Origin of the sequence: Candidatus Methanoperedens sp. (assembly GCA_012026795.1) — an archaeon.
Taxonomy (GTDB): domain Archaea; phylum Halobacteriota; class Methanosarcinia; order Methanosarcinales; family Methanoperedenaceae; genus Methanoperedens.
On the sequence record VEPM01000020.1, the window covers coordinates 25,604 to 51,591 of the forward strand.

Consider the following 25,988-nt stretch of genomic DNA (forward strand, 5'->3'; position numbering starts at 1 on the left):
TGAGTTCTTCATCAGAAAGCTTCAACCTATTTTCCGCACATCTTAATATAACCTCCTGCCAAAATAAGAAAAAGTATTAGATGCCTGTCTTGAATCTCAATATCGCAGCTATCCCGCCAAATGCATTCAAAAGCTGGTTTCCTTCTTCGAAATCACTTGAAATAAAAGCGATGTTCGTCCCCATCTGGTCAGCAATATCTGACAACTCCTCTACGATATCTACGGATTCTGCAACCCTCAGGCTTGACCCGCATTTTGTACAATTACCCGGCTGGTATTCATCATCACCGAGCTTTTTCGTGATGGTTTTCTTTTCCTCGAAACCGCAATTGCCGCATTTTATTGTAAGGCGCACTTTTCGCAGTTCATCCGAAAGCAAAAGCGTCTCAACAGAACCCATCTGGAGGTTCTTGCGCACATGTTCCTCGCCATATGAAGCAAGCCCATTCTCACTCACAAGTTCCTTAAGGAATCGTTCCATGTACTTTTTTTCCTGGACGACTTCCACATTCTGCAAAGCATCGCCCAGCCTGTCGAAGAGTTCGGTAAGACCCGATTCATCAGTATTTGCCACGTCGAAAAGACCCAGTATTTTCTTCTGTATCTCATGATGCAGGTATGCCCCTGCCTCGAATTCTTCTTTAGTGGGCGATGGTCCGCCAATGAAAATTCCCTCGAAATCCTTCTGGTTGATCCCCAGATAGACCTCGCTTGCCGCATCCCCTATGCGTGTATAGAATTCATTGATCGCAATGAGCCGGAGCTGCTGGAACCTGTGGGAACTCTGGCCCCCTTTTCGCTGTTTGCCAGGGACATTAGAAGTAAGATGTGCCATCTCTTCAATATGTTTTCCTCTTAGAACTCCTATAGTAGCTTCACGCCTGTCAAGAACAAGGAGACCATAGGTTTTTTGCTCGTGCAGCATTTCCTCAAGCGGCGTAAGGAGGAAGGATGAATCACAATGGTATTTGTATGATACTATGGGTTCGGGCGGCTCGATTATGAAGGTCTGCATATCTGTTTTATTTGCGCCAATGTCCACGGCGCCGCAAAAAATGACAACCCCATTCTCAGGCGCTCTTGGTATGAGTTTAAGTCTTGAAAGCAGAGATTCAATGGCACCCTGCACATTCTGGCGTGTAACCCTGGATTTGATGTTCGACGCCTGGCCAAATTCTTCCCTGAGCTGGCTCGTTATATCCGATACCTGCTTGTCATGCGGGATATATAGTGAGATGAGTTCTGTACCCCTTCCGCGTTTACCGCGAAGTGCTTCAAGTGTTCTTTTAAATTCGTATTTTTTATGTGCGTCTGATTCGACCATTTTGGATTAAGCTCCTTCCATCCGATTGGAAGATGTGTTTCTTCAATATCTGCTATAATAGATAAATGTTGAGTCTTTTATTCAATAAAACATAATACACATAATGAAAAAAAGTCACTTATTAAAAAATAAAAAAAAGTATTGTTCTTACTGATATACTTGTTTCTCGGCAATATCACCGATCGCCGGTAATTTATATTTTTCTCCCTGGTATGCTTTATACATCAGGAATATAAAAACAATTAATCCCAGTATCCATACCAGAGGTATAAGTGCAAACAATATCCAGATAAAAGACGCTATTGCTGATAACATTGTGGCTACTACAACCAGAACGACAAAAGCAATTGCTGATTGCATAGCATGAAATCTTACAAATTTATTGTCTTTCTCTAATGCCAGTATTAAGATCGCAGATAGGATTCCTCCGAGATAGCACAGTACTCCTACTATGTTTCCTTTCACTACACCAGTGTCTTCTACAACTGTTTTTTCCAACATACTATTTCCTCCTTAAATTTCCGTTCCTTACTTAGGTTGCGATATGTCAAGTTTGTTTATTATTTTTCCAGATTTATCTTTAGTGACCATAACCATGTAACTGGAATCTTGACTGAAATACTGCTCCATAGACCCTTCGTCACCAACGTATTCTGACATGCAGACTTCCCTGCCTTCATAGTTGACAATTCCCTTTATTTCAAATGATCCTTGCTGCCCGGTAGCACCTGTCATCGTCATTTTTGTTCCTGTCTTACACCAGGCAGGCCCGGAACCTGAGCCCTGTGATACTTTTAAGTCTCCGCCCGGGGTACTGATGGTCTGCTCTTTTGTTGTACATCCTGCAAACGCTGTCAATAATATTATTGACAGAATGATGATGGCCTTTACGTTTTTACTTGTTTTAATGTTTTTATCTGTTGTCATATTTTCTTCCTCTTCAGATATTTGGGAGACTTGGGCAATCAACGGTTATTGAATGAATTACTATATTAAATTGTCGTTAATATAACATAATAAATATGTATATAATACTTGTTATAATCATGAGATGTGAAAGTAAAAATTATGTTAGCAAATTCTTATGCTATTGTAACTTATTACAACGGGATAATGGCAAAGGAGTTTATACGGGAAATCAAGGGACTTAAGTATATAAATATATGACTTAGAGGTAAAATATGGATGGAAGATTACTATATGGGTTATACGAACTATTTTTATTATTAATCATAATAGTATTGCCTATAATCACTTCTTTTATTATTTTCTATCGTATTTCAAAAAACAAAAGAGTTAGCGCCATCGGTTCAATAATTGGTATTATTGGGACTCTAGTAATCGGTTATGGAGCAGGGCTTTTTTTGGTAGTAATTAGATTAACAGGAGCATCAGACTTTCCGCTTGCCCCAATAATGATGTCTATTTCAATGATTATCGGAACCGTACTTATCGGGCTCGGGGTCGTTAAACTTTTCAATGGCAGTAAAATTCATATTGCATTAACGCATTAATAATGATAGAATGACCATATTAGACGGATACAAATCATTTTTCGATTCCGAAGATGACCCGAATCTTAAGGCTTCAAAGAAAAAGGATGGCATATTCTTTATTTTTCGCTCGATAGAGGCTTGGAAAGAAGAGAAATGCAAGGAAGAGGACATTCCGGTAAAAGAACTTGTTCTGAATGAATTTACAAAGAACAGGTTTATTGCACATCCCTGATTTCTGGTTATTTTTACAGTTAAATATTTATACTGTTAAATCATTGCATCTTAATTAGTGAGAAACTAATGGGCAAAGTAAAAACAGCTATCCCTGGCCTTGATGAATTAATCGAAGGTGGTTATGTCGAGTACGATGTTGTTCTTGTGACCGGGGGTCCCGGATCAGGGAAAACTACTTTCGGGGTACAATATCTTGTGGAGGGTGCAAGAAGTTTTAACGAACCCGGGGTACTTGTTTGTATGGAAGAAACCCCTTCAAGGATAATCCGGGATATGTGGAGATTTGGCTGGGAACTTGAGAAACTCATATCCCAGAAGAAGCTGAAAATAATTTATGCAAATCCTTTCACGTACACAAGATTCGTAAAAACACTGCAAGACACGCCAGGCAATGTTATTGCCGCAAGGAAAAACATCGGCGACCTATTTGAGCAAATCCAGATCGAGGTTGAAGCGATCCAGGCAAAAAGAATATTCATCGATTCGATAACATCTCTTAAAATATCCCCGGACCAGTCAGAAGTGAGGCATATGATATCAGAGTTTATCAAGAATCTTGAATTTCTCGATTGCACTACGGTTTTATCAAGTGAAATGCAGGGAGAGCAATCATTCAATGTTGAAGAATATCTTTGCTCAGGCGTCATAAGACTTCATGTGTTCAGGGTGGAAGGAAACAGGGTAAAAGCAATCGAAATATTAAAGATGAGAGGCGTCAAGCATGATGAAACTCTGCACCCATACGAGATCAGGGAAAAAGGCATTGTCGTTTATCCTGGTGAAACCGTAATGAACGATGAGATCAGCCTTTTTGATGCAGCTAGAAAAAAATGACCTGGAGAATAAACAGATGCACCTTAACTATGATGAAATCGTGAGCAAATATGAAAAATACATATTCCAGACATATACCCGCCAGCCCATAGCCATAAAGAGTGCAAAGGGCGCGCTGGTCACGGATGTTGATGGAAAAGAATACATTGATTGTGTGGCAGGGATCGCCGTAAATAATGTAGGACACTGCCACCCTGAAGTTGTTTCTGCCATAAAACAACAGGCTGAAAGGTTAATTCATGTCTCCAACCTGTATTTTACAGAGAATCAGGCCATTCTTGCCGAAGAACTTACCGGCATTTCAGGGATGGACCGTGTATTTTACTGCAATTCCGGCGCTGAAGCGGTAGAAGGCGCCCTGAAACTTGCCATGAAGTCCTCAGGCAAAAAAGAGTTCATAGCCACAGAACATGCGTTTCACGGACGCACCCGCGGTGCCCTGAGCGTCACGCATAAGGAAAAATACAGGAAACCATTTGAACCTCTCGGCCCCGCAGTTTTTGTCCCTTATAATAATGCCGATGCAATACGGTCTGCTATCAATGATAATACCGCAGGCGTAATACTTGAACCCATCCAGGGAGAAGGCGGAGTTATCATCCCGTCCGAAGGGTATCTTAAGGAAGTAAGGGAGATTTGCGATGAGAAGGGCGTTTTATTGATCCTTGATGAAGTACAGACGGGTTTTGGCAGGACTGGAAAATGGTTCGCAAAAGAGCATTCCGATATTACCCCGGATATAATGACAACTGCAAAAGCAATGGGAGGAGGATTCCCGATGGGTGCAATGCTTGCCCGCGAGGAGGTGGCTGCAAATTTTGTTCGCGGCGACCATGCTTCGACATTTGGCGGAGGAGCTTTAGCCTGTGCGGCAGCACTTGCAAATATCGATGTGATAAAAAAAGAAAAACTTGTGAAAAACTCGGAAGTCCTGGGAAATTATCTTGTTTCGAAACTTCGCAGGCTTAATAAGGATTACGTTCTGGAAATACGGGGCAAAGGACTGATGGTTGGCATGGAACTTACTCAAAAGTGCGAGGACATTGTTGCAAAAGCACGCGAAAAAGGTGTTCTTCTTAATTGCACATCAGAATCAGTCCTGCGTTTTGTCCCCCCTCTTACTATCACAAAACAGCAGCTTGATACGGTGGTGTCGGTGCTGGATGAGATTTGAAAAACTGGTCAGGCTGACTGTAAAGGATATCAAGGAGTACGTACCCGGAAAATCCATTGATGAGATAGCGAAAAAATACGGGCTTGATCCCGATACTATAATCAAACTGGGTTCAAATGAAAATCCTCTGGGGCCATCACCTCTTGCTGTTGCAGCCATAAAAGAAAAAGCACAGGGAGTTCACCTGTATCCCCAGGCTGATGCGCTTGAATTGAAGAAAGCCATTGGAGATTATACAGGGTATCCGGCCAGTAACATTGTTGTATCGGGGAATGGTATGGATGGGATTTTTGATACGATGATGAGACTATTCATGTCACCAGGCGCCGAATCAATAATACCCATACCAACTTTTTCCTATTATGAGATATCGACCCTTGCCAATGGTGGAAAACCTGTGTTCGTTGATAGGAACCCTGATTTTTCTATTTCCCCTGAAAAGGTCCTTGGTAAAATAAATGAGAATACATGTTTGATATTCCTCTGTTCTCCCAACAACCCATCCGGGAATTCCATACCTGAAAAGGATGTAAGGAAAATCCTTGATTCTACCGGTGCTATCGTGTTCATAGATGAAGCTTATGTTGAATTTGCCGGTAGTAGCATAACCGGGCTTGTCAGGGAATATGATAATCTTATTGTTGGCCGTACATTTTCAAAAGCGTTCGGGCTTGCAGGGATGCGCATGGGTTATGCAATTGTTCCGGAATGGATAGCAAGAGTTTATATGAAAGTAATGACACCGTTCTCAATGGATATTCTATCTGCTGCTGCGGGATCAGCCGCCCTTGGGGATAGGGAATATCTTAAAAAGAGCATCGAGACCGTGAAAAACGGGCGCATGCAGCTTTCAGGCGCACTGTCACTTTGCAAATGCAAAGTATATCCAAGCGATGCTAATTTTATTCTGGTAGATGTATCTCCCCGCAGCGCAGAAGAAGTTTCCGAATCCCTGTTGAGAAAAGGGATAATAATCCGGGACTGCACATCTTTCAGGGGTGCGGGTAAGTCCCTGATACGGATATCTGTGGGTACACAGATGCAGAATGAAAGAGTCATTGAAGCATTTCGCGAAATATTATCTCGTGGGTTCAACGGGCAGAGAAGACCCCTTGCGAAAGCGAGGGGATGAATCGTACCCTTTGCAAGTGTAATACCTATCCCGAAAAAAGTATTGTTCAGATAGCATGAAAAAATCATATCAATTCAGAATATATCCAACAAAAAATCAGGAAGTTAAACTGAATAGAACACTTTCTACATGCAGACACCTTTACAATAGTTCTCTTGAAGAACGAAGAAGAGAAGCTGAACTTAATGAATTGAAAAGAATATTTGGTGTAACTTCATGGGCAAAACCAGAATGGGTTAATTACTATGATCAGGCTAATAATCTGTCGGAGTCAAAAACAGATTACCAGAAAGAAGTATTCTCTCAGGTTCTACAGAATGTCCTGAAAAGAGTTGATAGAAGTTTTAAGAATTACTTCAATGGTTTTGGCTATCCTCGGTTTCAGGGAAGAAACAGATATAATAGTTTCACATATCCCCAATCAGGTTTTGGATTTAAAGATGGAAAACTTAATCTCTCGAAAATAGGAAATATCAAGATAATTCAACATAGAGATATTGAGGGTAAAATCAAGACCTGTACCATCAAGAAAGATATTGATCAATGGTATGTTACTTTTTCATGTGACATTGACATTCCCATTATACCTGTTAAGATCAAAACCAGAACAGGAATAGATGTTGGTCTTAAATCATTGATTACTCTAAGCAATGGTGAATCAATAGAACCGCCAAAGTTCTTAAGAAAATCTGAAAAAAGACTTGCAAGGGAACAGATACATCTTTCCAAGAAAAAGCTCAGATCAAAGAACAGGAACAAACAGAGAATCGTTGTAGCTAAAGTACATCGAAGAATCAGAAATCAAAGAAAAGATTTCAATCAGAAATTAAGTATAAATCTTGTCAATCAATATGATCATATTGTATTTGAGGATTTACAGATCAAGAACATGGTGAAGAATCATCATCTTGCTAAATCAATCTCAGATGCAGGTTGGTCACAATTGATCAGTTTAACAGAATCCAAAGCAGAATATGCTGGGAAAGTAGTTGAACGGGTTAATCCATATGGTACTTCTCAAACATGTATATGTGGATATAAAGTACCAAAAAAACTTTCAATGAGGACCCATAGATGTCCTAATTGTGGTTTAGCTGCTGATAGAGATCATGTATCAGCAAATATAATAGAAAGTAGAAGTAGTACCGTAGGAACTACGGGATTTAAAGCCTGTTTGAGCAGTCTCAATGGAGAAGCAATGAAACAGGAAGCCCCTTCCGAGAGGAGGGGTAGTTCACGATAATCGCTCTTACAGGTACACCGGGCACAGGAAAAACAACTGTCTGCGAAGTAATCAGGGAACATTCACAGTACAGGAAGCAATTCAGCATAATAGATGTTAATAAACTTGTTCTTGATGAAAAACTATACTCAGGAAAAGACGAAGCGCGGGATACTTATGAAGCTGATATGGATAAGCTGGAGGAACGGGTGAAACAGGAAATTGAAAAGAAGCAGGGCATGGATGTCATAATGGAAGGGCATCTTTCACATTATTTGCCAGCAGATGCTGTTATCGTGCTCCGGGCGCATCCTGTAGCCCTGCGAAAGCGCCTGGGAAAAAGGAAGAATTATTCATCCCGGAAAGTAAAGGAGAATGCTGACGCTGAGGCGCTGGATGTAATACTTGTGGAAGCGGCGCAAAGAAATCAGAATGTTTTTGAGATCGATACTACGAATATGAACCTGCTGGCAGTTGTAAGATCAGTTATCTCAATAATTGAGGGCATTAAACTGGGGAAAATACCTGAAGAATTCAGTCCCGGAAAGATAAATTGGATCGAACAGGTGGAGATGGGTTGAATCTCAGTCCTGAACTTCGAACAACCATTTCCATAAAAAATCTATCGGTCACTTTTAGCAAAAAATGACCGTTGGAGTTTAAATCACCATGTTTCCCGGTGAACAATCTTTTCCATCGCTATCCTTGGAGGCATAACTGGCTGCTCATCCGGATATCCAGCTGATATTATCGCAACAGGTAATGTTTTATCCGGTATTCCGAGAAGCTCGCTGACCGCATTTTCATCAAAAGCGCCGATCCAGCACGTGCCAAGGCCCATAGAGTAAGCCGTAAGAAGCATGTTCTCAATGCCCGCAGTAGCATCCTGTATCGCATAAAGTTCTCCCCTTGACCTGTATATCCGGGATGAGCGCTCAATATTTGCAATAACAACGATAACAACAGGCGCCTGCTCAATGAAAGACTGGCCAAGAGCCGCTTTTGTTAATTTTTGTTTTGTTATTTTGCTGGTAACTATTATGAAATCCCGTGCCTGCAGATTTCCCGCAGATGGCGCCATCTGCGCGGCTTTGAGCAATTCCTCGATTATCTCTTCTCCAACAGCAAGGTCTTTGAATTTCCTGACCGACCTTCTCCCTTTGATAACTTCCATAAACTCCATGATATTTCCTCAGGATTAGAATGAACATGTACACAAATTATTTATCTTTTACTACTGTGTCTCCTGCAATGGGAATTAAAGAAAACTCCATAAAGCAATTCGGGAAACAGGCGAAAGCTTACTCAAAAGGCAATATTTTCGTGGATGGTTTCCATCTTTCAAAAATAGTTGAAATTACAGGAATAAAAGAGAATCAAAGTGTTCTGGATGTAGCCACAGGCTCAGGATTTCTCGCACTTGAATTTGCAAAAAAAACAAAAAATGTCACAGGTTGTGATATTACGCGCAATATGCTGCTTCATGCAAGGGAAAAGCAGAAAGATCCAGGACCCAATGTTGATTTCCTGCTTTGCGATGTAGAATCATTGCCTTTTCCGGATGGTACATTCGATATCGTTTCATGCAGGTTCGCTTTCCATCATTTTCCTGATCCGGGAAAAGCTTTACTTGAAATGAGGCGTGTCTGCCGAAAGAGCATAGTGCTTGTGGATGGCGTCTCACCGGAAGACCCTGAAAAAAGCAAATTCCATAATGAAATTGAAAAGATGCGCGATCCGTCACATGTTCGAATTAATTCATTGAGTGAAATAAAAAAGATGTTCGAAGAAACAGGTACAGTTATCAAAGATATATCACACTGGGAAATCCCCCAGGATTTCGATGAATGGATAAGACGCGCGGGAACAGATGAAGAAACAATTAAAAAAATCAGGCGTCTGATGACTGGAAGCCTTGCCAATGACAGTACTGGCCTTCACGTAAAAATTGAACAAGGAGAACTGGGATTTACATATGATACTATCATTTTGATAGCAGATGCTATTTCTTTTTCTTCATAGATTTTTTTAGTGACTGAAGACAAAGTTCCAGCCCTTTTATTGCATTATTGCTTTGCGGATTTAATTCATAAGCCAGTTGAAAAGCCTTAAAAGAATCCTTTGGGTTTCCTTTTTTATAAAGAATATTGCCTTTATTAATTAAAAAGACATGATCATCTGGAGTTATCTCAAGCGCTTTTTCATAACAGGTCAGGGCTTCATCGATTTTTCCAAGCCTTGCAAGTGCAAGTCCTTTGTTATTCCATGCAATGCTATTTTGCGCATCTGTTCTGATTGATATATCAAAGTAATCAATGGCCTGGATATATTTTCGTTTTGAGAAATATGAATTTCCCTTAACAAGGTAATCCTTTGATTCAGCAGAGATTTCATGATCTGTGATTTCTCTTTTTACTGGAACCACAGGTTCGGATACCTCTGCGCATTTAGTTTGATTTTCATTTTCAAGTTTTTCAATAATAGGTTCATATAAGGGTTTAATTGGATTTTGAACCTTTATTGAGATTATATTTTCTAATTCATTCGATTTTTCATCTTTATTTTCAATAATATACTCGGATAAAGTTTTAAACTCCCCCCCAACAACTGAGGCTTCAGTTTGTCCGTGCTCAATATCCGTATAAACCTGCATTTCTTCAAGCAGTTTTTCTTCACCGGGTATGGATGAAGCTATCTTTTGTAAATCCGTTTGTTCACCATCCTTTCCCATTTTTGTGATGGCCAGCCCCTTATTACTCCATATTTTCTCAACTTTCGGGTTAATTTCAAGAGCTTTATCGTAAGATTCTAAAGCTTCGGGTAAACGATTGAGTTTAACGAGAGTTAATCCCCTGTTATTCCATACAGTCTCATCCCTGGAATTTGCCTTTATTGATCTATCATAAGCCTGAAGTGCTCCTTCAAAGTCCCCGCTTTCAAATAATATATCCCCTTTGAGGCACCATGCTCCGGCATCCAGAGGCTTCTTTTCAAGTATCTTATCATAACATTCTATAGCTTCTTTTGTCAGCCCGAGATGGGCAAGTGCGATACCTTTATTGTATATCACTTCTTCGTCATCCGGTTTAAGGTCAATTGCCTTATTATAACACGTTACAGCTTCTTCATATCTGGCAATACGTGCCATTGCAAGAGCCTTATTATTCCATACATCAGCCATTCCCGGATTTATTTCAAGTGCTTTATCATAGCACTGGATGGCTTCTTGATACATTCCGCTTTCGACAAGAGTATTGCCTTTATTGACCCAGACAAAAGCATCTGTGTATGCTTTATCCTCAGATATTTCTAGTACCATATATCAGTCTCTTATATATATTGAGTTAATTAATATTGCTTATCCTATTTAATGTTTGTTTACCTGGAGCAAAAATTTATCCGTAAAAGAGAGCTATTAACACTGAATCTAAAAGGCTGGGCACTAAATGGAAATATTCTCAATTATACTGGTTGTTGTAGGTCTCATTATATTTGAGACCATCAGCAGCATCGACAATGCTGTAATTAACGCTGAAGTTCTTTCAACGATGTCGCAAAGAGCCAGGAAATGGTTCTTATTTTATGGATTGTTTTTTGCGGTTTTTGTTGTGAGGGGAATGCTTCCCTGGTTAATCGTATGGGCAACAAGCCCGTCACTCGGACCTGTCGGTGCGCTTACTGCAACCTTTAGTAATGATCCTGTGATCGCAAAGGTAATCGAGGAATCATCACCTTTCCTGCTTGTAGGGGGAGGCATTTTTCTCATTTTCCTGTTCTTTCACTGGCTTTTCATTGAAGCTAAGAACTACGGCCTTCGCGGCGAGAGGTTTTTCCATAAACATGGTGTATGGTTCTTTGCTATAGTATCCATAATTCTCACAGTTGTAGTATGGTTCGCATTAAAGAAGAACCCGTTCATGGCCATGGGAGCCGTAGTTGGATCAACCGCGTTTTTCATTACTCATGGATTTAAACAGAATGCAGAGCTGCATGAAAAAGAACTCATTAGCGGAAGCAGCATGAGCGATTGGAGTAAGATACTGTACCTTGAGGTTATAGACGCAACATTCTCAATTGATGGGGTTGTGGGAGCATTTGCTTTCACATTGTCGGTTCCGCTTATCCTTATCGGGAACGGGATCGGGGCTTTTGTAGTCCGTGAGTTAACTGTCAGCAACATTGACAGGGTCAAAAGATATATTTACCTGAAAAACGGTGCAATGTACTCGATATTTTTCCTCGGGATCATAATGGTGCTTGACAGCTTCGGAGTTCACATACAAGAATGGGTTTCGCCAGTGATCACGATAAGTGTGATAGGTTATTTCTTCTATAAATCCAGACAGTGCTTATAAATCACAATGAGAATATAAGTTAAAAGATGAAAACTATCATTTTTGATCCTTTCTGCGGCGCATCGGGCGACATGACAATAGCTGCTCTTATCGATCTTGGGGCAGATTCAGAAAAAATCAAAACAGCAATGGAGCTTGCAGCCAATGTTGAGGTCAAAATATCCAGATCGGACAAGAAAGGGATCTCTGCCTGTTCAGTCGAGGTTTCAACTAAAAAAGAAGGAAGCTCTACATTATCGGAAATCATTGCCAGGATAAAAGCCCTGGATATTCCTTCTATTGTTATCGCGGATGCAATTTCAATCTTTAATATTCTTGGAAAAGCTGAAGCAAAGATACATGGAACAACTCTTGAAAAACTGCATTTTCATGAACTGGGGCAGGAAGATGCGATTGCGGATATTATAGGGGCATGTACTGCATTCCATAACCTGGGATTAAAAGATTATCGGATTTACTGCACACCTGTATCAGTTGGAATGGGATTTATTGAGTTCTCTCATGGGAAATTTCCCGTACCTGCGCCCGCCGCACTTGAGATTTTAAAAGAATATTCCCTGCCCTGGCAGACGGGGCCTGTAGACGGGGAATTGCTTACACCCACGGGAGCAGCCCTTCTTGCCCATTTTGTAAATGAGAAGGGAATAATCCCGGTGATAAAAGCGCACAAAATAAGCTATGGTGCAGGAAGCAAAGACCGTAATGTCCCAAACGTGCTGCGAATTATCGAAGGCGAGATAGATGACGCGCTTATTACGGATATGATCGAGATGCTTGAAACAAATGTGGATGATGTCACAGGCCAGGTGCTGGGGCATTTGATAGAAGAATTATTGACAGCAGGGGCAAGAGATGTCTCTATTATTCCCGCAACCATGAAAAAAGGGCGAAGCGGCCATATTATCCAGGTGATCTCAAAACCTGAGGATTCACCCGCCCTTGCAAGGAAGATCATCGAGGAAACAGGTTCTCTTGGCGTAAGGATAATACCAATAAAACACAGGTTGATCGCGCAAAGAGAAATGGATAAAGTTTCAGTTATTCTAAATGACAAAGAGTATGAAATCGCAGTGAAAATTGCCAGGGATTTGAGGGGTGTTTTGCTGAATATATCCGCAGAATTCGAGGATTGCAAGAGGGTTTCAAAGGAATCAGGTATTCCTGTAAGGGATGTTATCCGGCTCACTGAGGAAGAGGCAAGGAAGAAGTTTTCCTCAGCGCCCGTTTAATATCCATCCTGTATGTCCAGTTTTGGCTTTTATACTTCCCCAATAATTGATTTGCTGTATTGATCTCGTTTTCTGTTAGTATTCCCTGATATGTCCCTATGCCAAGCGCTGTTTCAAAACCTTCTCTCAAAGATTTTTTCACAATATCAATATCCGTTATTCCCATATCTTTCAGGGTTATCATCCCTTCACGCGCAGCGGCTACAGGGTAAAGGTTTTTGGTGGGATTCTTAAGTACCCTGTCCATAAGCCTGAAATCAAAATCCATAAGGAGACTTCCATTGACCAGCACTGCTCCGTCAAGACGTCCCTGTGCATTTCCTGAAATCTTTCGGCCTTTTGAATAAACAGCATTTCGTGAAGGTTCAATTTCACCTCTAATGCCAAGTGTAATCAAAGCGTTCACTACCCCTCCAAGTACTTTTTCATAAGCAGCCTGGATATCAGGAGGTATGATGTCGCCCTCTTTACCAATACAAGAGAAAAGTATCTGATTCTCATCGCAAAATCCGCATCCCCCTCCCAGGATTCTTCTTACTATCCCGATATTGTTTTCTATGCAATAAGCGGTATTTATTTCGTCTTCCACACATTGGTGATAACCAAGATATATTACCGGTGATCTCACGCGCCAGAAAAAGATAGTGTCCGGAGAAAGGCCAGAACCAACATGTTTTGCAATAGATTCAAACAGCGCTGCACTTTTAAAACCATCAATTTTATCAAGATCAATAAAACGCCATCTGTCTTTCAATTTTTCCTTCCTGAAATTATGAAAAACCCGTTATTACTTCTTAACCATTTCAACTGTGTCAAAAAAGACCTGAAATAGCCGATATCAGTATGAGGATATGACCCTATATATGAGATATTGTTCTTATCGAACCATCGGATCACTTCAATGACCGAATGATAACTTTCATAAGGATTAGCATACTTATCAGCCGCATAAGCCTGTTCATGGATATTTTTAAATTTTCGCCCATATATTGACCTTTCAACAAACGACATCCTCCGGTCAATATCTTCTCCTGCGTTCAGTTTTATCCACATCCTTTTTGCCCTGTGAAGAAAACGCCCATACCTGTTATATAAACCGATCGTTATTGTTCCTCCGGGTTTACAGAGATCTGCAAGCACCCGGAATCGCCCGTAAGGATCGTTTGTATGATGCAGCACCCCCATGCAGAAAATATGATCAAACCTGTTCAGGGTCTTAAAATCCATGATATCACATCTGTTGAAATCTATCTTTAGATTGAAATCCTGTGCAAGTTTTTTTCCCTTTGCAAGTGAGGAACAACTCAGGTCTATTGAGGTTACTTTTGCCCCGCAATATGCAAAGTAACAGGACTTTTCCCCTGTTCCGCAGCCGGCATCAAGAATTTCTTTTCCTGATAATGAAGATGGATCCAATCCTGCCGAGAAGAGTATTTTTGACATCACGTTGGCATGGAGTTTTTTTACAAGGTCGTTTTCATTGCGAATTGGAAGAGAGGGGTAGGGGTATTTCTCATACAATGAATTTACAGAGCATGCGATCTTGTCCATTAACCCAATGTTAGAATAAGAGGATTTATAGTTTGGCTCAATGGTTCAATAAAACACAACAAAAAAAAGAAAAGGGATTAGATTATAATCCCTTCGGATTTTAAATTTACTTTCTCTGTCTCAGTACGAGGTATGCTACTGCGAGCAAGCCTGCGACTGCGAATACTAACTCAAAGCCTGGCTCTGTTGGAGTTGTTGCGGCTGGTTTGGGAGTCTCTGCTACTCCTGTTTCAGCTGGTTTGGGTGTTGTCGGAACTACTGTGAGGGTTGCTGTCGCACCAGGTGTGGCTCTAACAGTTCCTCTTGGAGTTGTTACTGCCGTTCCTGTTGTAACTGTTGTTCCATTACCGACCACGTAGTCAATCTTGGGGTAGAATCTCAAGGTGGAGCTGTTGTCAGCTATCTTGAATTTAAGTTCGCCCATGAGGGTTGTTTCCGAGTTGCTGCTCAAACTGACTGAGTTCTTGTTGGTCATGTTGATGGTACCGGTTGTGCCGCGTACTTCAAACACGCCATATTGATCTGCGGATTTGATCTCTTTGGCAGTGCTTTCATCTATGAGCCATGCATATTTGAACTGTACCATATCAGAAGTTGCGCCTGAGAAGATATTATCAACATATACTGTGAACAGGAGCGCATCTGATTCGCCAAGGATTGTCTTTGTCTTATAGTAAACTGCTGGTTGTTTTCCGCTTGTTCCTGGTGCCTGAGCAATACCTTCATCAATTACGGCTCCATCTTTCTTTAATGTGAACCATGCCTGTCTCGGTGTTGTTCTTGCATCTATTGCATTGATGTTAATTTCATAACCTGCGCCAAGAGACCATGTTTCACCTGTTGTGAGTGTTCTCTTCTCTTCCTTGTCCATTTCTAACGCAAGTTTGGCGATCTTTGCAACATTAGTTGGGTTAACAGCTACCCATTTCTCAGCCTGCCAGCCAACAACGCTGTAATTTGTTGCTCTGACACCTGAAGTATTTGTTACATATAGACCTTCCTTCTCATATACTTTGAAGTCAACAGGTACTATTCCTGTTCTGTATCGAATTGTATCTTCTGGATTTGACCTGCCGGGTGCGGCCAAGAAATCTAACCGTTCTGTTGTCAGGTTATTTTTGAGGTCATAGTAGAAACCTGCAAATTTCTGGGAGTTCCATGAAGCAGCGGCTGTTCCATCGCCTTCATTCCATACAGCTCCTCTTACTTCATATGTTCCAGGGGCAGTATATTCCACAAATGGGTAGAATCTAAGGAAGCTTGAATTGTCAGCAACTCTAAATTTCAAATTTCCCATGAGGGTTGTGTCTGAGTTGCTGCTCAAGCTGACTGAGTTCTTGTTAGTCATGTTGATGGTACCGGTTGTGCCGCGTACTTCAAACACGCCATATTGATCTGCAGATTTGATCTCTTTGGCAGTGCTTTCATCTATGAGCCATGCATATTTGAACTGTACCATATCAGAAGTTGCGCCTGAGAAGATATTATCAACATATACTGTGAACAGGAGCGCATCTGATTCGCCAAGGATTGTCTTTGTCTTATAGTAAACTGCTGGTTGTTTTCCGCTTGTTCCTGGTGCCTGAGCAATACCTTCATCAATTACGGCTCCATCTTTCTTTAATGTGAACCATGCCTGTCTCGGTGTTGTTCTTGCATCTATTGCATTGATGTTAATTTCATAACCTGCGCCAAGAGACCATGTTTCACCTGTTGTGAGTGTTCTCTTCTCTTCCTTGTCCATTTCTAACGCAAGTTTGGCGATCTTTGCAACATTAGTTGGGTTAACAGCTACCCATTTCTCAGCCTGCCAGCCAACAACGCTGTAATTTGTTGCTCTGACACCTGAAGTATTTGTTACATATAGACCTTCCTTCTCATATACTTTGAAGTCAACAGGTACTATTCCTGTTCTGTATCGAATTGTATCTTCTGGATTTGACCTGTCGGGTGCGGCCAGGAAATCTAACCGTTCTGTTGTCAGGTTATTTTTGAGGTCATAGTAGAAACCTGCAAATTTCTGGGAATTCCATGAAGCATCTGTAAGGTTATCACCCTGATTCCATACAGACCCACGTACTTCAACTTTTGTTGCCTGTACTGCTGCACTTACAGGAAATGCTACTACTAATAGCATAAACACTGCTAATACAACAGCTAATATTTTTTTCGTCATTATTTCTTTACCTCCATATCATATATGGTTTAATTATTTTGTTCTCCTTCGAGATATGCCGATTTAACGGCAAGGAGTGATTGTTATCAAAGGCTGAATTTTCATTCAGCCGCCATCGCTAAACCGCCAATATCAGGACAGCCTGTTTAATGGCTATCATAAAAGGCGATTTCATCACCCTCTATTTAATCCCATCATGGATTACATCCGATTATAGTCAGTACCCTTTTAAATCTTTTGTGGTCAAAACATGCATGCATGGGCGCAATTGACGATTAAGACTTCACTTATTGTCGATTTAATTCCTTAAGAGAGATCATATATTCCTGGATTTGCAATATGAAAAAAATCCTGTTTCCCGCTATCCCTTTTGTCATACTGACGAAATTATTTCTTCTTAAGCGTTCTTATTTTATTAATCAGGATTGAACCTGTTACAATGCCCGCGAAGATAACAACCAATAGATAATTGTTTAAATTGGCCTGATCTTCCGGTTGAGTAATTGTGGTTTCAGGACGATTATTCATTTCCCCGGTTGATTTATTTCCTTTTATTGCAAAAAATGAAAAACCAATAGTACTGGATTCATACAGGATATTAATATTACTATTACTATACGTTCCGATCTTTCTTGTAGGTAAAGATTGCCATCCATCATCATATCGCATCATTTCAATAGAGTCGGGATTGATATTATTGGCTTCCATCCATTCAACAGGCACCCTGAATACTACTTCGGCATGTTTTATGTTATCTGGTGTAGCATATCCAAAATACCCTGCCCAGATATTGACATTCTTATAGACCAATCCGGAAGCGCTGGATTTTACAAGGGTAGAAGTGTTTTTTAATACTTCTACGGAAGTAGTTATTTCAGCTGGATTTGAATTACCTGTAATATTTATGAAAACTATTGGATTTGTTTGTTCCTTAAACCTGTAAGAAGTTGTGACATTCTTGTAAATATAAAGATCATATTTTTCTATGAGCTCAATGTTTGTATAGTTTTCACCCGAATTACCTCCTGCTCCGGAGACAGAACCGCCTGTTTCTTTTTCCTGCTTGACAGGTGTCGAAACAGGAGCCGGATAAACTTGATTTCCATCCGGGTCAACGACCCGGACATTTTCAAGATTGATCTGTGGACCATTTGTAGAATTAAGGGCAGTAAAATTGATAATAACAAAGGTCCCGGGAATTTGAACGTTTTTTTGTCCTATAATAGATACATAGATATTTACTGCCCTGCCAAGCGAATTATCTATTACACCGCCATTAAAAATTGTAGTCGCCCCATACTGTTTGAAGAGACTTCCTTCCGTGATGCTGTTTATCTTAAGTACGGATTTATCATACGATATATCAATCTGGGCACCTGCAATCGCTACACCCTGAGGATCAACTTTTACTCCAATATCAAAGGTCTGGCCAGCAGAAATATTGGACGGAAGCCTGTCAGGGTAAACAGCCGCAGCAATAGCAGTTGGAATAGCAGTTGATCCTGCAATAATGGCCATTAAGAAAAATAAAAAAATTTCATGGAAAACCAGTCTCATGTATTTTCTCCAAAGTGCTGGGCAGTAATTGTAATATCTGAAATATCAACAATCCCATCCATGTTAACATCATAATCCGGATATGGTGGATTGACCTTTTCAGTGAAATGCTGTCCGATTATTGTCAGGTCCCCAATATCAACTACTCCATTTTTATTAACATCATATCTTGGATATACATTATTTATGTAAACGGTTGTTATCCCCGTAACAGATACTGTCCCATCGCTCACTGATATTTCAATAGTATGGTTGCCTGAACTGGCATAGTTAGTTCTCCAGGAATAACTTGCTGTTGTACTCACCAGTTTATCATCCAGTTTAATTATGTAGCCAAGTGTGTCATTATCAGGATCGTTTGCTATAATGCTGATCGGAATAGTCTGTGTTTCGTTAAATGCTGAGCCATTGTACGGGAAAGAAGTAAATGTAGGCGGCCTATTGGCGTTATTGACCGTTATCATTATATTTTCAAAATCCGTCACACCGCCATCAGATACTTCAAAATGAATATCCGTATAATTACCCGATTGTGTGAAACCTGGTGTCCATAAAAAGGTCCTGTTTGCGGGGACAAACACAGCGCCAGATGGAAGATTTGTTGCGGAATATATAAGCGAATCTCCATTAGCGTCAGTTGCTGATAAAGTGAAAATAAGAGCCTGGCCTTCATCGATGGTTCTATTTCCAATTGTATCGAGTACTGGCGGACTGTTTATTAATACGCTCCCATTGGTCAGATTGAAAGCCACCGGATATCCGGCCTGGTCACTTATTATTATGTCTGAAATATTAACAACTGATGTTCCTGATGAACCAATTGCCATAAAGTCAATAGTAATGAACGTCCCTACAGTTGTAACATTATAAGGACCGAGGATGGACACATAAATATTGTTTACTCTTCCTGACGTATTATCTATTACACCGCCATTAAAGATCGTGTTTGCTCCGTTCTGTTTGAAGAGAGTTCCCTCCGTGACGCTATTCACCTTAAGGATCGATCCGTTATATGTAAGAGAAAGCTGTGCGCCTGAGATCGGATTACCCATTGGATCAATTGATATGTTAAGGCGCAAAGTCTGCCCCGGATTTACGATCTTGCTTGAAGGCGTTACGATAATATTTGAACGCTTATTCACAGTTATTGTGATATTCTCAAAATCCCTCAATGTTCCATCTGAAACTTCAAAATGTACATTCTGATAAATGCCGGATTGTGTGAAATCAGGCATCCAGCTAAAAGTCTTTGTGGCCGGGTTAAAAGTCGCCCCGGCTGGCAGGTTTGAAGCTGAGTATGTAAGAATATCCGACTCGTTATCAGTTGCAGATAAAGTGAAAGTAAGTGCCTGGCCTTCAACAATTTTCTTATCACCTATCCCCAGAAGTACTGGCGGGTTGTTAATGGTTATACTTCCGTTATATATTACTTGGGGAACAGGCTGGGCATCAGAATTGCTGATCTTAACATTTGAAAGATTTATTCCGGATGCACCTGACGAACCGATGGCTGTAGCATTAACAATGATGAATGTGCCAGGATTTGATACATTTGTCCTGCCAATTACTACACCAAAGACATTTATCACAGTACCCGTTGAATTATTTATAATGCCATTTGAAAAGAAAGTGTTTGCTCCATTCTGTTTGAATAAGTTCCCTTCAGTAATATTATTTATTCTGATCTTTGTCTGGTCAAACTCGATATTTAACTGCGCACCTGCAATTGCTGCTCCCTGCGGATCTATTGTTATATTCAAATTAAAAGTTCCTCCCTGGTTCGCGAGGTAATTTGCAGGAAATACTTTTACATCTGCAGCCATTGCCTGTCCATTTATTATTATCATTACGAATAATATCAGTCCGAATTTTATGTGTGTCATAATGATCGTGAGTAATGAACATGGGTATGAAGAATATGGCCATTAAAATCTCATGAAAAAATCAACCACAATCCCTCACAATGGCTTCAATAAGACATATTTAAAGAATAATGGGTCTCTTAAGACCAATATATGGAATTCATGCTTTTTTAATTCCAATATTTCAGTAATACAGGCTTCTTTAAATTATATAATACATATTATTTATTTACTGGTGTAATTATTCCATGAAAAACCGAATATGGCGGCTTACAGTATTTTCCTAACATTTTATTATCAAGTGATTATTTAATAATGTCAATATATAGATCATATTGAGGTGTTATGAAATATGCGAAATAAAACCAAATATATGATAGCTGCAATAGCTGCGGCAGCTTTTATGACAGCAGCTTATTATCTCCCGGCAGAAACATTCCTTGCTGCCTTTGCAGGAGGATTGTTCCTTATACCGGCATCTATCTTTGTGTATATGATGCAATCAGTGGCAAGAGCCTGATTCCATTAAAGATCCAGGCATAATAATGAAGCGGGAGGAAGAGGCACAAGGTCCTGTGTGAAACTTCATGCGGGATCTATTTTACATTTTAAGAGGGACCATGAACATTTCAAGACACATATCCATTGACGAGGAATATCTGAAAAAAATGGAAGCATATATAAAGAGACACAATGGGAACATGGGGGCTGCGTTAAGGGATATGATTTACCAGGCCGGAAAATACAATCAGGCTTTCAACTCATCGGCGGTAGATACTTCTTTGTTTAACTGGATGTTACAGGAGATAGATGACATATTGGTTCCCGGGGACGTTCTTGATAACCTGATCAACCCGATATTGATAAATTCGATGGAAAGACTTGAAGAAAACATAAACCGGAGGTTCACAGGACTTGAATGGGGAATAAACCTTCGTTTGAAATGCGATAATGACAATTTTCCAACAAAGGTACTTTTGACAATAAGAGGCACACCCCGGAAAATAAAATTTATTGCCGGATTAATGTCACAGTTCCTCGTGAAAAATTCACTCACCCGCTCACCGCTGGCAGTACAGTCAGTCGTTAATTTTAATGAGTGTATAAAAATTGAATTATCCCGGTCAGATAAAACAGAAGCAGAAGATAGTTTAATCACTTTTTTCGGAGGGTTAAACGGAATTTTGGGAACAGTAAAGGGCCATCCTGATTTCTGGAACCCGATTATCAAATGTCATAACCTCAGCAATTACAATATGGTCACAATCCACAGGAATTCTTTTGAAGATATACTTGCTAATGATATACCGGCAGGGGAAGTGACGATAGAATTTCTTGCAAAAAGACCAATTCGGGAAATACCTCTTAAAGATCTGCTCTGGCTCTTAAAGGAAGTTTATGAGAATTCAAGGATTGTTGACAGAGTGGAAATCGAAGATGATAAACTGGTCATTTTCCATAATTACAGGGCAAAACAAGCAGTAGATAAATTAAAAAAGATCGTTTTAACACTGCTGGAATCAAACGGCCACATGTACGACGGAAAATCAACAGAAAATATGATCGTATTGACACATAGGCCTGATGTCGGTTTAAAGATCAATGAATTAATTGATAATTTGAAAACAAGCAGCAATAGAGTTGACCGGGAATTATTGATGTTCATTACTTTCTTAAACGGCCTTAAGGACATTCCCGATATTCCTTTATCTCTTTCTGTTCTGGGAAGAAGACTTGGTAAATCCATAATGCAACAATATGAATTGGAAAATAACATCAAGGAATGGAACCTGGAAAAATTCAAAAATGCTTTTGAAACTATTGACTCAAAGCTTCACAGGGAAAGCGAATGGAAAACGGATGGGAAAAACCTGTATTATACTGTCAGGAAATGCAGCATTGCCCGGAATGATCCCGGTAAATGCATTTGCCACACTACAAGGGAGACATTTAAAGGCGCAATGGACTATGCCTTCAGTAATAAAGCAGAATTGGATGTTCAAAAATTATTATCTCATGGTGATAATTTTTGCGAGGTGGTATTACGAATTCAATAAAACCAGATTTCAACATAATAAAAAATCGGATGAGCAGGATAATAGTCCTGGCATTGATCGGTATTTTCTTTTTGACCGGGGCATCTGCACAGGATGAGAATACGGATATTTCCTGTTATCATTGCCATCCGGCACAGGTGAATGAATTCCGGGCAAGCATACATTTCAATAAAAATACTTGTGCGGACTGTCATGGCGGAGACATAAATATCAGTGGAAGTGTTGTTTCCATTAATGTGATGCATACGAACTTTACTGGAACGCCTTCACCTGTAAATGTCACGAACTTCTGTTCAAAATGTCATGGGAATGAAACCAGGGTATATGAAGACAGCATTCACTGGAAAAGACTGAAGGAAGGAAGAACATCAGCGTCGTGTACCGATTGTCACGGCATCCATAATATCCTTTCATCGAAAAACCCCAATTCTTCGACATACTCGGCAAATGTACCGGAGACATGTGCAACATGCCATGAAAACCAGACCAGAATGCAAGCTTTATATTATGGTATCAGGACAGACAGGTTTGACACTTACAAAAAATCTTTCCATTATAAGTCTTATGCAGGCGGCGGGAGGTTACTTGCAAGCTGTTCGGATTGTCATGAAAACCACGATACAAGGCAGGCAAGTGATCCGGAATCAGCAATAAATCCCGCGAATTTGCCGTCTACCTGCGGAAAAAACGGGTGTCATCCGGGTGCAAATAATGTATTTATTTATGGGGGTAAAGTCCATGAAGAGCAGTCTGTTTACCTGCTTTCCCTTGATGCAAAAAGGCTTGTAACGTATTTCTATATACTTATGATCCTTTTTGAACTTACCTTTACAATAGGGCTTATTTTCCTCGGGATTACATCAAATTTTGAAATAAGAAGGAGGCATTGATCATGGTAGAATTAAAATTCAAGAGGTTTACCCTGAACCAGCGCATACAGCATATAATATTTTTTACCTCATTTATCCTGCTTGCGTATACGGGTTTTCCTCTCAAGTTCCCCGAAGAATGGTGGTCAAGGTGGATGATAGAATCAGTAGGAGGATTCGATAACAGGACATTTATCCATCATTTTTCCGGCCTTGCAATGATAGGAGTGAGTATATATCATGTTGTTTACCATATACTTGAGAAACCCCGCTATGAAATACTGTTCAATCTTAAAGATCTCGAGGACTTCAAGCAGCAGGTACGGTATTTCCTGAGATATTCTGATGAGCATCCGAAATTCGGGAGATATACCTGGAAACAGAAATTCGAATATTTCGGGGCAGGATTCGGAGCAGTCATAATGGGTTTTACGGGATTATTGATGTGGCAGCCTTTTGAGGCCATGAAATATTTCCCGATAGGATTTGTGCAGATAGCGAACCTGTTTCATACATGGGAAGCTGTCCTTGCTTCCATTGCAATCTTTATAGGGCACTTCTATGATGAGCAGTTCGGGAAATTCCCAAATCTTGCATGGCTGACAGGGAATATTCCGGAAGAAGAAATGCGGCATGAGCATCCCCTGGAATATGAAGAAGCCATGAAAAGCCAGAAAATTGCAAATACGGAAAATAGGGAGCATAAGGAACACAAAAATATATTGATCGTGGGATTTGCGAAACTTGTGTTCACGATAATCTTCCTTACAATTTGCATCTGGATGGTGTGGATATCGTATAACGTTCTTATGGAAGCTGTTAAGACGTATGTCCTGAACGTGGTATAGCATGAAAGGTTTTCAAAAACGATTTTTTCTTTTTTATTGTCATTTTATGTCATAAAAAATCTTTAATGGACACAAAACCCGGATATCTTCGCAAATACTTTTTTAGGATTGTCATTTTATATGTTTAATAAAGGAGTGAGGAAAAATGAATATTACACGGCATATCTCACTTGAAGATGAATATATTGAGAAATTAAAACCCTATGCTGATAAGCATAACGGGAATTTCGGCGCAGCATTAAGGGATATGATCTGCCAGGCCGGGAAGTATGATACCAGGATCAATTCATCGGCAATAGACCATTCCTTATTTAACTGGATACTCGGGGAAATAGATGAAAAACTCCTTCCTTCTGAGATACTCAATGAATTCATAAATCCGGTAATGATGAATTCAATGGACAACCTGGAAAATTATCTTAACCGGAAATTCGGGGAACTTAAGTGGGGAATTTGCATCACATTAAGATCTGACAATGATATTTTCCCGGGTGAAGTATTGATGGAGATAAAAGGCGATAATCAGAAGATAAAGTTCATTACCAGCTTAATTGCCCAGTATATTGTCAAAAACTCACTTAAAATCATACCTCTTGAAGTCATGTCGGTCATTAATACTAATGAAGGTATAAAAGTAGAATTATCAGGTTCAAACTATAAAGATGCACTCCTTAGCCTTGAGACTTTTTTTGGAAAGACAGACGAGCTTATCAGGACTATAAAGACGCGCCCGGAATTCTGGAAATCCCTGTTCAACAGGCATCTTGTAAGTAATTATAATATGGTCACTGTCCACAGGAATTATTTTGAGGATCTGCTTGAGGGTAAAATACCCGCATGGGAGATCACAATAGAAAATATAGCAAAAAAACCCATACGGGAAATCCCTCTTACGGAAATGCTTCATTTAATAAAAGAGGTCTTTGAAACATCAAGGATAGTTAACAGGGTGGAAATCGATAAGGATACACTTGTTTTATTCCACAGCTACAGGGACAGGGCAGCTATTGAAAAACTAAGAAAAAGCGCTCATGCGCTCCTTGAGGCAAATGGCCATATGTACGATGCCAGGGCAACAGCCAACATCATAATACTGACCCACAGGTCTGACGTCGGGATAAAAATAAATGAGATCGTTAAGACTTTGAAAAACAGCAATACCAGGCTTGACCAGGAGCTTCTGGTATTTCTTGGATTCTTAAAAGGATTAAAGGACATTCCTGATATTCCCATATCTCTGACATCCCTGGGTCGAAGGACAGGCAAATCCTTAATGCAGGGGTATGAACAGGAAAAACTTATCAAGACATGGACACTGGATAACTTCCAGAAGGCATTACAGAATATAGATGCAAGACTCCACAGGGAAAGCGAATGGAAACTAGAAGGAACGGACCTGCTCTATACAATCAGGAAATGTAATATTGCAGGAAATGGAAATGAATTTGATAATTACGTCTGTCATACTATGAGGGAGACATTTAAGGGGGCTTTAAGTTACGCTTTTGGAAACAAAGCCCAGATGCATGCGAAACATTTACTGACACACGGAGATAATTACTGCGAGGTGATTATAAGGGTGCATTGACCTTATTTTTAAAAATAATCCTGTCATTTGCCATATCTTGTATTTATATGGCCATTCAATGCCATATCATGCCTCTTTTATGCCATATTATGTCTATCCATGTCTTTCCATGCTATCTTCCTGTCAAATATTCTTTTAACATTGGCATTAGATAATCATGATTGGGTGAAGCATATGTATAATTGGAAAAGGTATATTGCAGCCGGAATTGTCATAGGGACTGTCTATTTCCTGCCATCTGAAAGTTTTATAGCTTTCCTGACAGGATGGGTAATCCTCTTACCAATCGCAGCGGCTGTTTTCCTGGCAGTTGGACTGCGGGAATACATGAAAGACAGGAAGAACACGATCACGGTCTCAGTAAGAGCAAATGAGACCATGAACGCGCTTGCACGAAGAGAAGCAGAATTGAAACGGGAAAAAGAACTTCTCTATGAGCAATTTGGAAAAGTGTGAATGAAGCTCGGACCGGGAAAGCGG

Annotated in this window: 25 protein-coding genes; 15 read left to right on the forward strand and 10 right to left on the reverse strand. The window is 40.1% G+C overall.

Features of this window, described 5'->3' with window-relative positions; all coding sequences use genetic code 11:
• Nucleotides 1–76: 76 nt before the first annotated feature.
• From prf1 to FIB07_10940, 3 genes are all read right to left on the reverse strand, one after another.
• Complete coding sequence (prf1, locus tag FIB07_10930) at nt 77–1,324, reverse strand: peptide chain release factor 1 (GenBank protein NJD53368.1); 1,248 nt, start codon at nt 1,322–1,324, stop codon at nt 77–79.
• A 147-nt stretch (nt 1,325–1,471) separates the two neighbouring features.
• Nucleotides 1,472–1,825: a DUF4870 domain-containing protein gene (locus FIB07_10935; protein ID NJD53369.1), complete on the reverse strand. Its 354-nt coding sequence runs from the start codon at nt 1,823–1,825 to the stop codon at nt 1,472–1,474.
• 27 nt (nt 1,826–1,852) lie between these two features.
• On the reverse strand, nt 1,853–2,251 hold the full coding sequence (locus tag FIB07_10940; GenBank protein ID NJD53370.1) for a hypothetical protein: 399 nt from the start codon (nt 2,249–2,251) through the stop codon (nt 1,853–1,855).
• A 254-nt stretch (nt 2,252–2,505) separates the two neighbouring features.
• On the opposite strand from FIB07_10940, the gene FIB07_10945 reads away from it, so the two are divergent.
• The 7 genes from FIB07_10945 to FIB07_10975 all read left to right on the forward strand — a co-directional run bounded on the left by FIB07_10945 (nt 2,506) and on the right by FIB07_10975 (nt 7,997).
• On the forward strand, nt 2,506–2,838 hold the full coding sequence (locus tag FIB07_10945) for a hypothetical protein (GenBank protein ID NJD53371.1): 333 nt from the start codon (nt 2,506–2,508) through the stop codon (nt 2,836–2,838).
• A 10-nt stretch (nt 2,839–2,848) separates the two neighbouring features.
• Nucleotides 2,849–3,052, forward strand: coding sequence for a hypothetical protein (locus tag FIB07_10950; protein ID NJD53372.1), 204 nt, complete (start codon nt 2,849–2,851; stop codon nt 3,050–3,052).
• Between the two features lie 68 nt (nt 3,053–3,120).
• Nucleotides 3,121–3,888 carry a circadian clock protein KaiC gene (locus tag FIB07_10955; protein ID NJD53373.1) on the forward strand — a complete coding sequence of 256 codons (768 nt, stop codon included), beginning with the start codon at nt 3,121–3,123 and terminating at the stop codon, nt 3,886–3,888.
• 16 nt (nt 3,889–3,904) lie between these two features.
• Entirely contained in the window at nt 3,905–5,062 is a 1,158-nt protein-coding gene (locus tag FIB07_10960) for an acetylornithine transaminase (GenBank protein NJD53374.1), read from the forward strand.
• Entirely contained in the window at nt 5,052–6,194 is a 1,143-nt protein-coding gene (locus FIB07_10965; GenBank protein NJD53375.1) for a histidinol-phosphate transaminase, read from the forward strand. The genes FIB07_10960 and FIB07_10965 overlap by 11 nt, the downstream gene beginning before the upstream one ends.
• Nucleotides 6,195–6,249: 55 nt before the next feature.
• On the forward strand, nt 6,250–7,437 hold the full coding sequence (locus tag FIB07_10970) for an IS200/IS605 family element transposase accessory protein TnpB (protein NJD53376.1): 1,188 nt from the start codon (nt 6,250–6,252) through the stop codon (nt 7,435–7,437).
• The gene (locus FIB07_10975) at nt 7,434–7,997 is read left to right on the forward strand and encodes an AAA family ATPase (protein NJD53377.1); all 564 of its coding nucleotides are present in this window, start codon (nt 7,434–7,436) and stop codon (nt 7,995–7,997) included. Before FIB07_10970 ends, FIB07_10975 begins: the two co-directional genes overlap by 4 nt.
• Before the next feature lie 83 nt (nt 7,998–8,080).
• Here the strand turns inward: FIB07_10975 and FIB07_10980 are convergent, their stop codons facing one another.
• The gene (locus FIB07_10980; protein NJD53378.1) at nt 8,081–8,599 is read right to left on the reverse strand and encodes a nitroreductase family protein; all 519 of its coding nucleotides are present in this window, start codon (nt 8,597–8,599) and stop codon (nt 8,081–8,083) included.
• 20 nt (nt 8,600–8,619) lie between these two features.
• Between FIB07_10980 and FIB07_10985 the strand changes: the two genes are divergently transcribed.
• Complete coding sequence (locus FIB07_10985; GenBank protein NJD53379.1) at nt 8,620–9,438, forward strand: methyltransferase domain-containing protein; 819 nt, start codon at nt 8,620–8,622, stop codon at nt 9,436–9,438.
• On the opposite strand, the gene FIB07_10990 is transcribed toward FIB07_10985, so the two are convergent.
• On the reverse strand, nt 9,419–10,735 hold the full coding sequence (locus FIB07_10990) for a tetratricopeptide repeat protein (GenBank protein NJD53380.1): 1,317 nt from the start codon (nt 10,733–10,735) through the stop codon (nt 9,419–9,421). The two genes, FIB07_10985 and FIB07_10990, sit on opposite strands and share 20 nt — an antisense overlap.
• Nucleotides 10,736–10,862: 127 nt before the next feature.
• Here FIB07_10990 and FIB07_10995 point away from each other — a divergent pair, with 127 nt between their 5' ends.
• Nucleotides 10,863–11,771 (forward strand): DUF475 domain-containing protein, encoded by a 909-nt coding sequence (locus FIB07_10995; protein ID NJD53381.1) that lies wholly within the window; start codon nt 10,863–10,865, stop codon nt 11,769–11,771.
• Between the two features lie 26 nt (nt 11,772–11,797).
• Nucleotides 11,798–13,000 carry a nickel pincer cofactor biosynthesis protein LarC gene (larC, locus tag FIB07_11000; GenBank protein NJD53382.1) on the forward strand — a complete coding sequence of 401 codons (1,203 nt, stop codon included), beginning with the start codon at nt 11,798–11,800 and terminating at the stop codon, nt 12,998–13,000.
• Here larC and FIB07_11005 read toward each other — a convergent pair.
• The 5 genes from FIB07_11005 to FIB07_11025 form a co-directional block, all read right to left on the reverse strand.
• Nucleotides 12,954–13,754, reverse strand: coding sequence for a lipoate--protein ligase family protein (locus FIB07_11005; protein ID NJD53383.1), 801 nt, complete (start codon nt 13,752–13,754; stop codon nt 12,954–12,956). The genes larC and FIB07_11005 overlap by 47 nt on opposite strands.
• Nucleotides 13,751–14,551: a class I SAM-dependent methyltransferase gene (locus FIB07_11010; protein NJD53384.1), complete on the reverse strand. Its 801-nt coding sequence runs from the start codon at nt 14,549–14,551 to the stop codon at nt 13,751–13,753. The genes FIB07_11005 and FIB07_11010 overlap by 4 nt, the downstream gene beginning before the upstream one ends.
• A gap of 106 nt (nt 14,552–14,657) precedes the next feature.
• Nucleotides 14,658–16,727 (reverse strand): PGF-CTERM sorting domain-containing protein, encoded by a 2,070-nt coding sequence (locus tag FIB07_11015; protein ID NJD53385.1) that lies wholly within the window; start codon nt 16,725–16,727, stop codon nt 14,658–14,660.
• A 387-nt stretch (nt 16,728–17,114) separates the two neighbouring features.
• Nucleotides 17,115–18,284 carry a PGF-pre-PGF domain-containing protein gene (locus FIB07_11020; GenBank protein NJD53386.1) on the reverse strand — a complete coding sequence of 390 codons (1,170 nt, stop codon included), beginning with the start codon at nt 18,282–18,284 and terminating at the stop codon, nt 17,115–17,117.
• Nucleotides 18,281–20,167: a hypothetical protein gene (locus tag FIB07_11025; protein NJD53387.1), complete on the reverse strand. Its 1,887-nt coding sequence runs from the start codon at nt 20,165–20,167 to the stop codon at nt 18,281–18,283. The genes FIB07_11020 and FIB07_11025 overlap by 4 nt, the downstream gene beginning before the upstream one ends.
• A 599-nt stretch (nt 20,168–20,766) precedes the next feature.
• Between FIB07_11025 and FIB07_11030 the strand changes: the two genes are divergently transcribed.
• From FIB07_11030 to FIB07_11050, 5 genes are all read left to right on the forward strand, one after another.
• The gene (locus FIB07_11030; protein ID NJD53388.1) at nt 20,767–22,203 is read left to right on the forward strand and encodes a hypothetical protein; all 1,437 of its coding nucleotides are present in this window, start codon (nt 20,767–20,769) and stop codon (nt 22,201–22,203) included.
• Between the two features lie 29 nt (nt 22,204–22,232).
• On the forward strand, nt 22,233–23,093 hold the full coding sequence (locus tag FIB07_11035; GenBank protein ID NJD53389.1) for a hypothetical protein: 861 nt from the start codon (nt 22,233–22,235) through the stop codon (nt 23,091–23,093).
• Between the two features lie 2 nt (nt 23,094–23,095).
• The gene (locus tag FIB07_11040) at nt 23,096–23,920 is read left to right on the forward strand and encodes a cytochrome b/b6 domain-containing protein (protein NJD53390.1); all 825 of its coding nucleotides are present in this window, start codon (nt 23,096–23,098) and stop codon (nt 23,918–23,920) included.
• Nucleotides 23,921–24,065: 145 nt separating this feature from the next.
• A complete protein-coding gene (locus FIB07_11045; GenBank protein NJD53391.1) occupies nt 24,066–25,508 on the forward strand; it encodes a hypothetical protein in 1,443 nt (480 codons plus the stop codon).
• 174 nt (nt 25,509–25,682) lie between these two features.
• Entirely contained in the window at nt 25,683–25,964 is a 282-nt protein-coding gene (locus FIB07_11050) for a hypothetical protein (protein NJD53392.1), read from the forward strand.
• Nucleotides 25,965–25,988 lie beyond the last annotated feature (24 nt).

Coding starts and splice junctions, on each gene's coding strand:
- FIB07_10945 (NJD53371.1), top strand. CDS start 2,506: ATGGATGGAAGATTACTATATGGGTTATACGAACTATTTTTATTATTA.
- FIB07_11045 (NJD53391.1), top strand. CDS start 24,066: ATGAATATTACACGGCATATCTCACTTGAAGATGAATATATTGAGAAA.
- FIB07_10980 (NJD53378.1), bottom strand. CDS start 8,599: ATGGAGTTTATGGAAGTTATCAAAGGGAGAAGGTCGGTCAGGAAATTC.
- FIB07_10935 (NJD53369.1), bottom strand. CDS start 1,825: ATGTTGGAAAAAACAGTTGTAGAAGACACTGGTGTAGTGAAAGGAAAC.
- FIB07_11010 (NJD53384.1), bottom strand. CDS start 14,551: ATGGACAAGATCGCATGCTCTGTAAATTCATTGTATGAGAAATACCCC.
- FIB07_11035 (NJD53389.1), top strand. CDS start 22,233: ATGAGCAGGATAATAGTCCTGGCATTGATCGGTATTTTCTTTTTGACC.
- FIB07_10950 (NJD53372.1), top strand. CDS start 2,849: ATGACCATATTAGACGGATACAAATCATTTTTCGATTCCGAAGATGAC.
- prf1 (NJD53368.1), bottom strand. CDS start 1,324: ATGGTCGAATCAGACGCACATAAAAAATACGAATTTAAAAGAACACTT.
- FIB07_11030 (NJD53388.1), top strand. CDS start 20,767: ATGAACATTTCAAGACACATATCCATTGACGAGGAATATCTGAAAAAA.
- FIB07_10990 (NJD53380.1), bottom strand. CDS start 10,735: ATGGTACTAGAAATATCTGAGGATAAAGCATACACAGATGCTTTTGTC.
- FIB07_10955 (NJD53373.1), top strand. CDS start 3,121: ATGGGCAAAGTAAAAACAGCTATCCCTGGCCTTGATGAATTAATCGAA.
- FIB07_10985 (NJD53379.1), top strand. CDS start 8,620: ATGAACATGTACACAAATTATTTATCTTTTACTACTGTGTCTCCTGCA.
- FIB07_11020 (NJD53386.1), bottom strand. CDS start 18,284: ATGAGACTGGTTTTCCATGAAATTTTTTTATTTTTCTTAATGGCCATT.
- larC (NJD53382.1), top strand. CDS start 11,798: ATGAAAACTATCATTTTTGATCCTTTCTGCGGCGCATCGGGCGACATG.
- FIB07_11050 (NJD53392.1), top strand. CDS start 25,683: ATGTATAATTGGAAAAGGTATATTGCAGCCGGAATTGTCATAGGGACT.
- FIB07_10940 (NJD53370.1), bottom strand. CDS start 2,251: ATGACAACAGATAAAAACATTAAAACAAGTAAAAACGTAAAGGCCATC.
- FIB07_10970 (NJD53376.1), top strand. CDS start 6,250: ATGAAAAAATCATATCAATTCAGAATATATCCAACAAAAAATCAGGAA.
- FIB07_10960 (NJD53374.1), top strand. CDS start 3,905: ATGCACCTTAACTATGATGAAATCGTGAGCAAATATGAAAAATACATA.
- FIB07_11040 (NJD53390.1), top strand. CDS start 23,096: ATGGTAGAATTAAAATTCAAGAGGTTTACCCTGAACCAGCGCATACAG.
- FIB07_11015 (NJD53385.1), bottom strand. CDS start 16,727: ATGACGAAAAAAATATTAGCTGTTGTATTAGCAGTGTTTATGCTATTA.
- FIB07_11025 (NJD53387.1), bottom strand. CDS start 20,167: ATGACACACATAAAATTCGGACTGATATTATTCGTAATGATAATAATA.
- FIB07_10965 (NJD53375.1), top strand. CDS start 5,052: ATGAGATTTGAAAAACTGGTCAGGCTGACTGTAAAGGATATCAAGGAG.
- FIB07_10995 (NJD53381.1), top strand. CDS start 10,863: ATGGAAATATTCTCAATTATACTGGTTGTTGTAGGTCTCATTATATTT.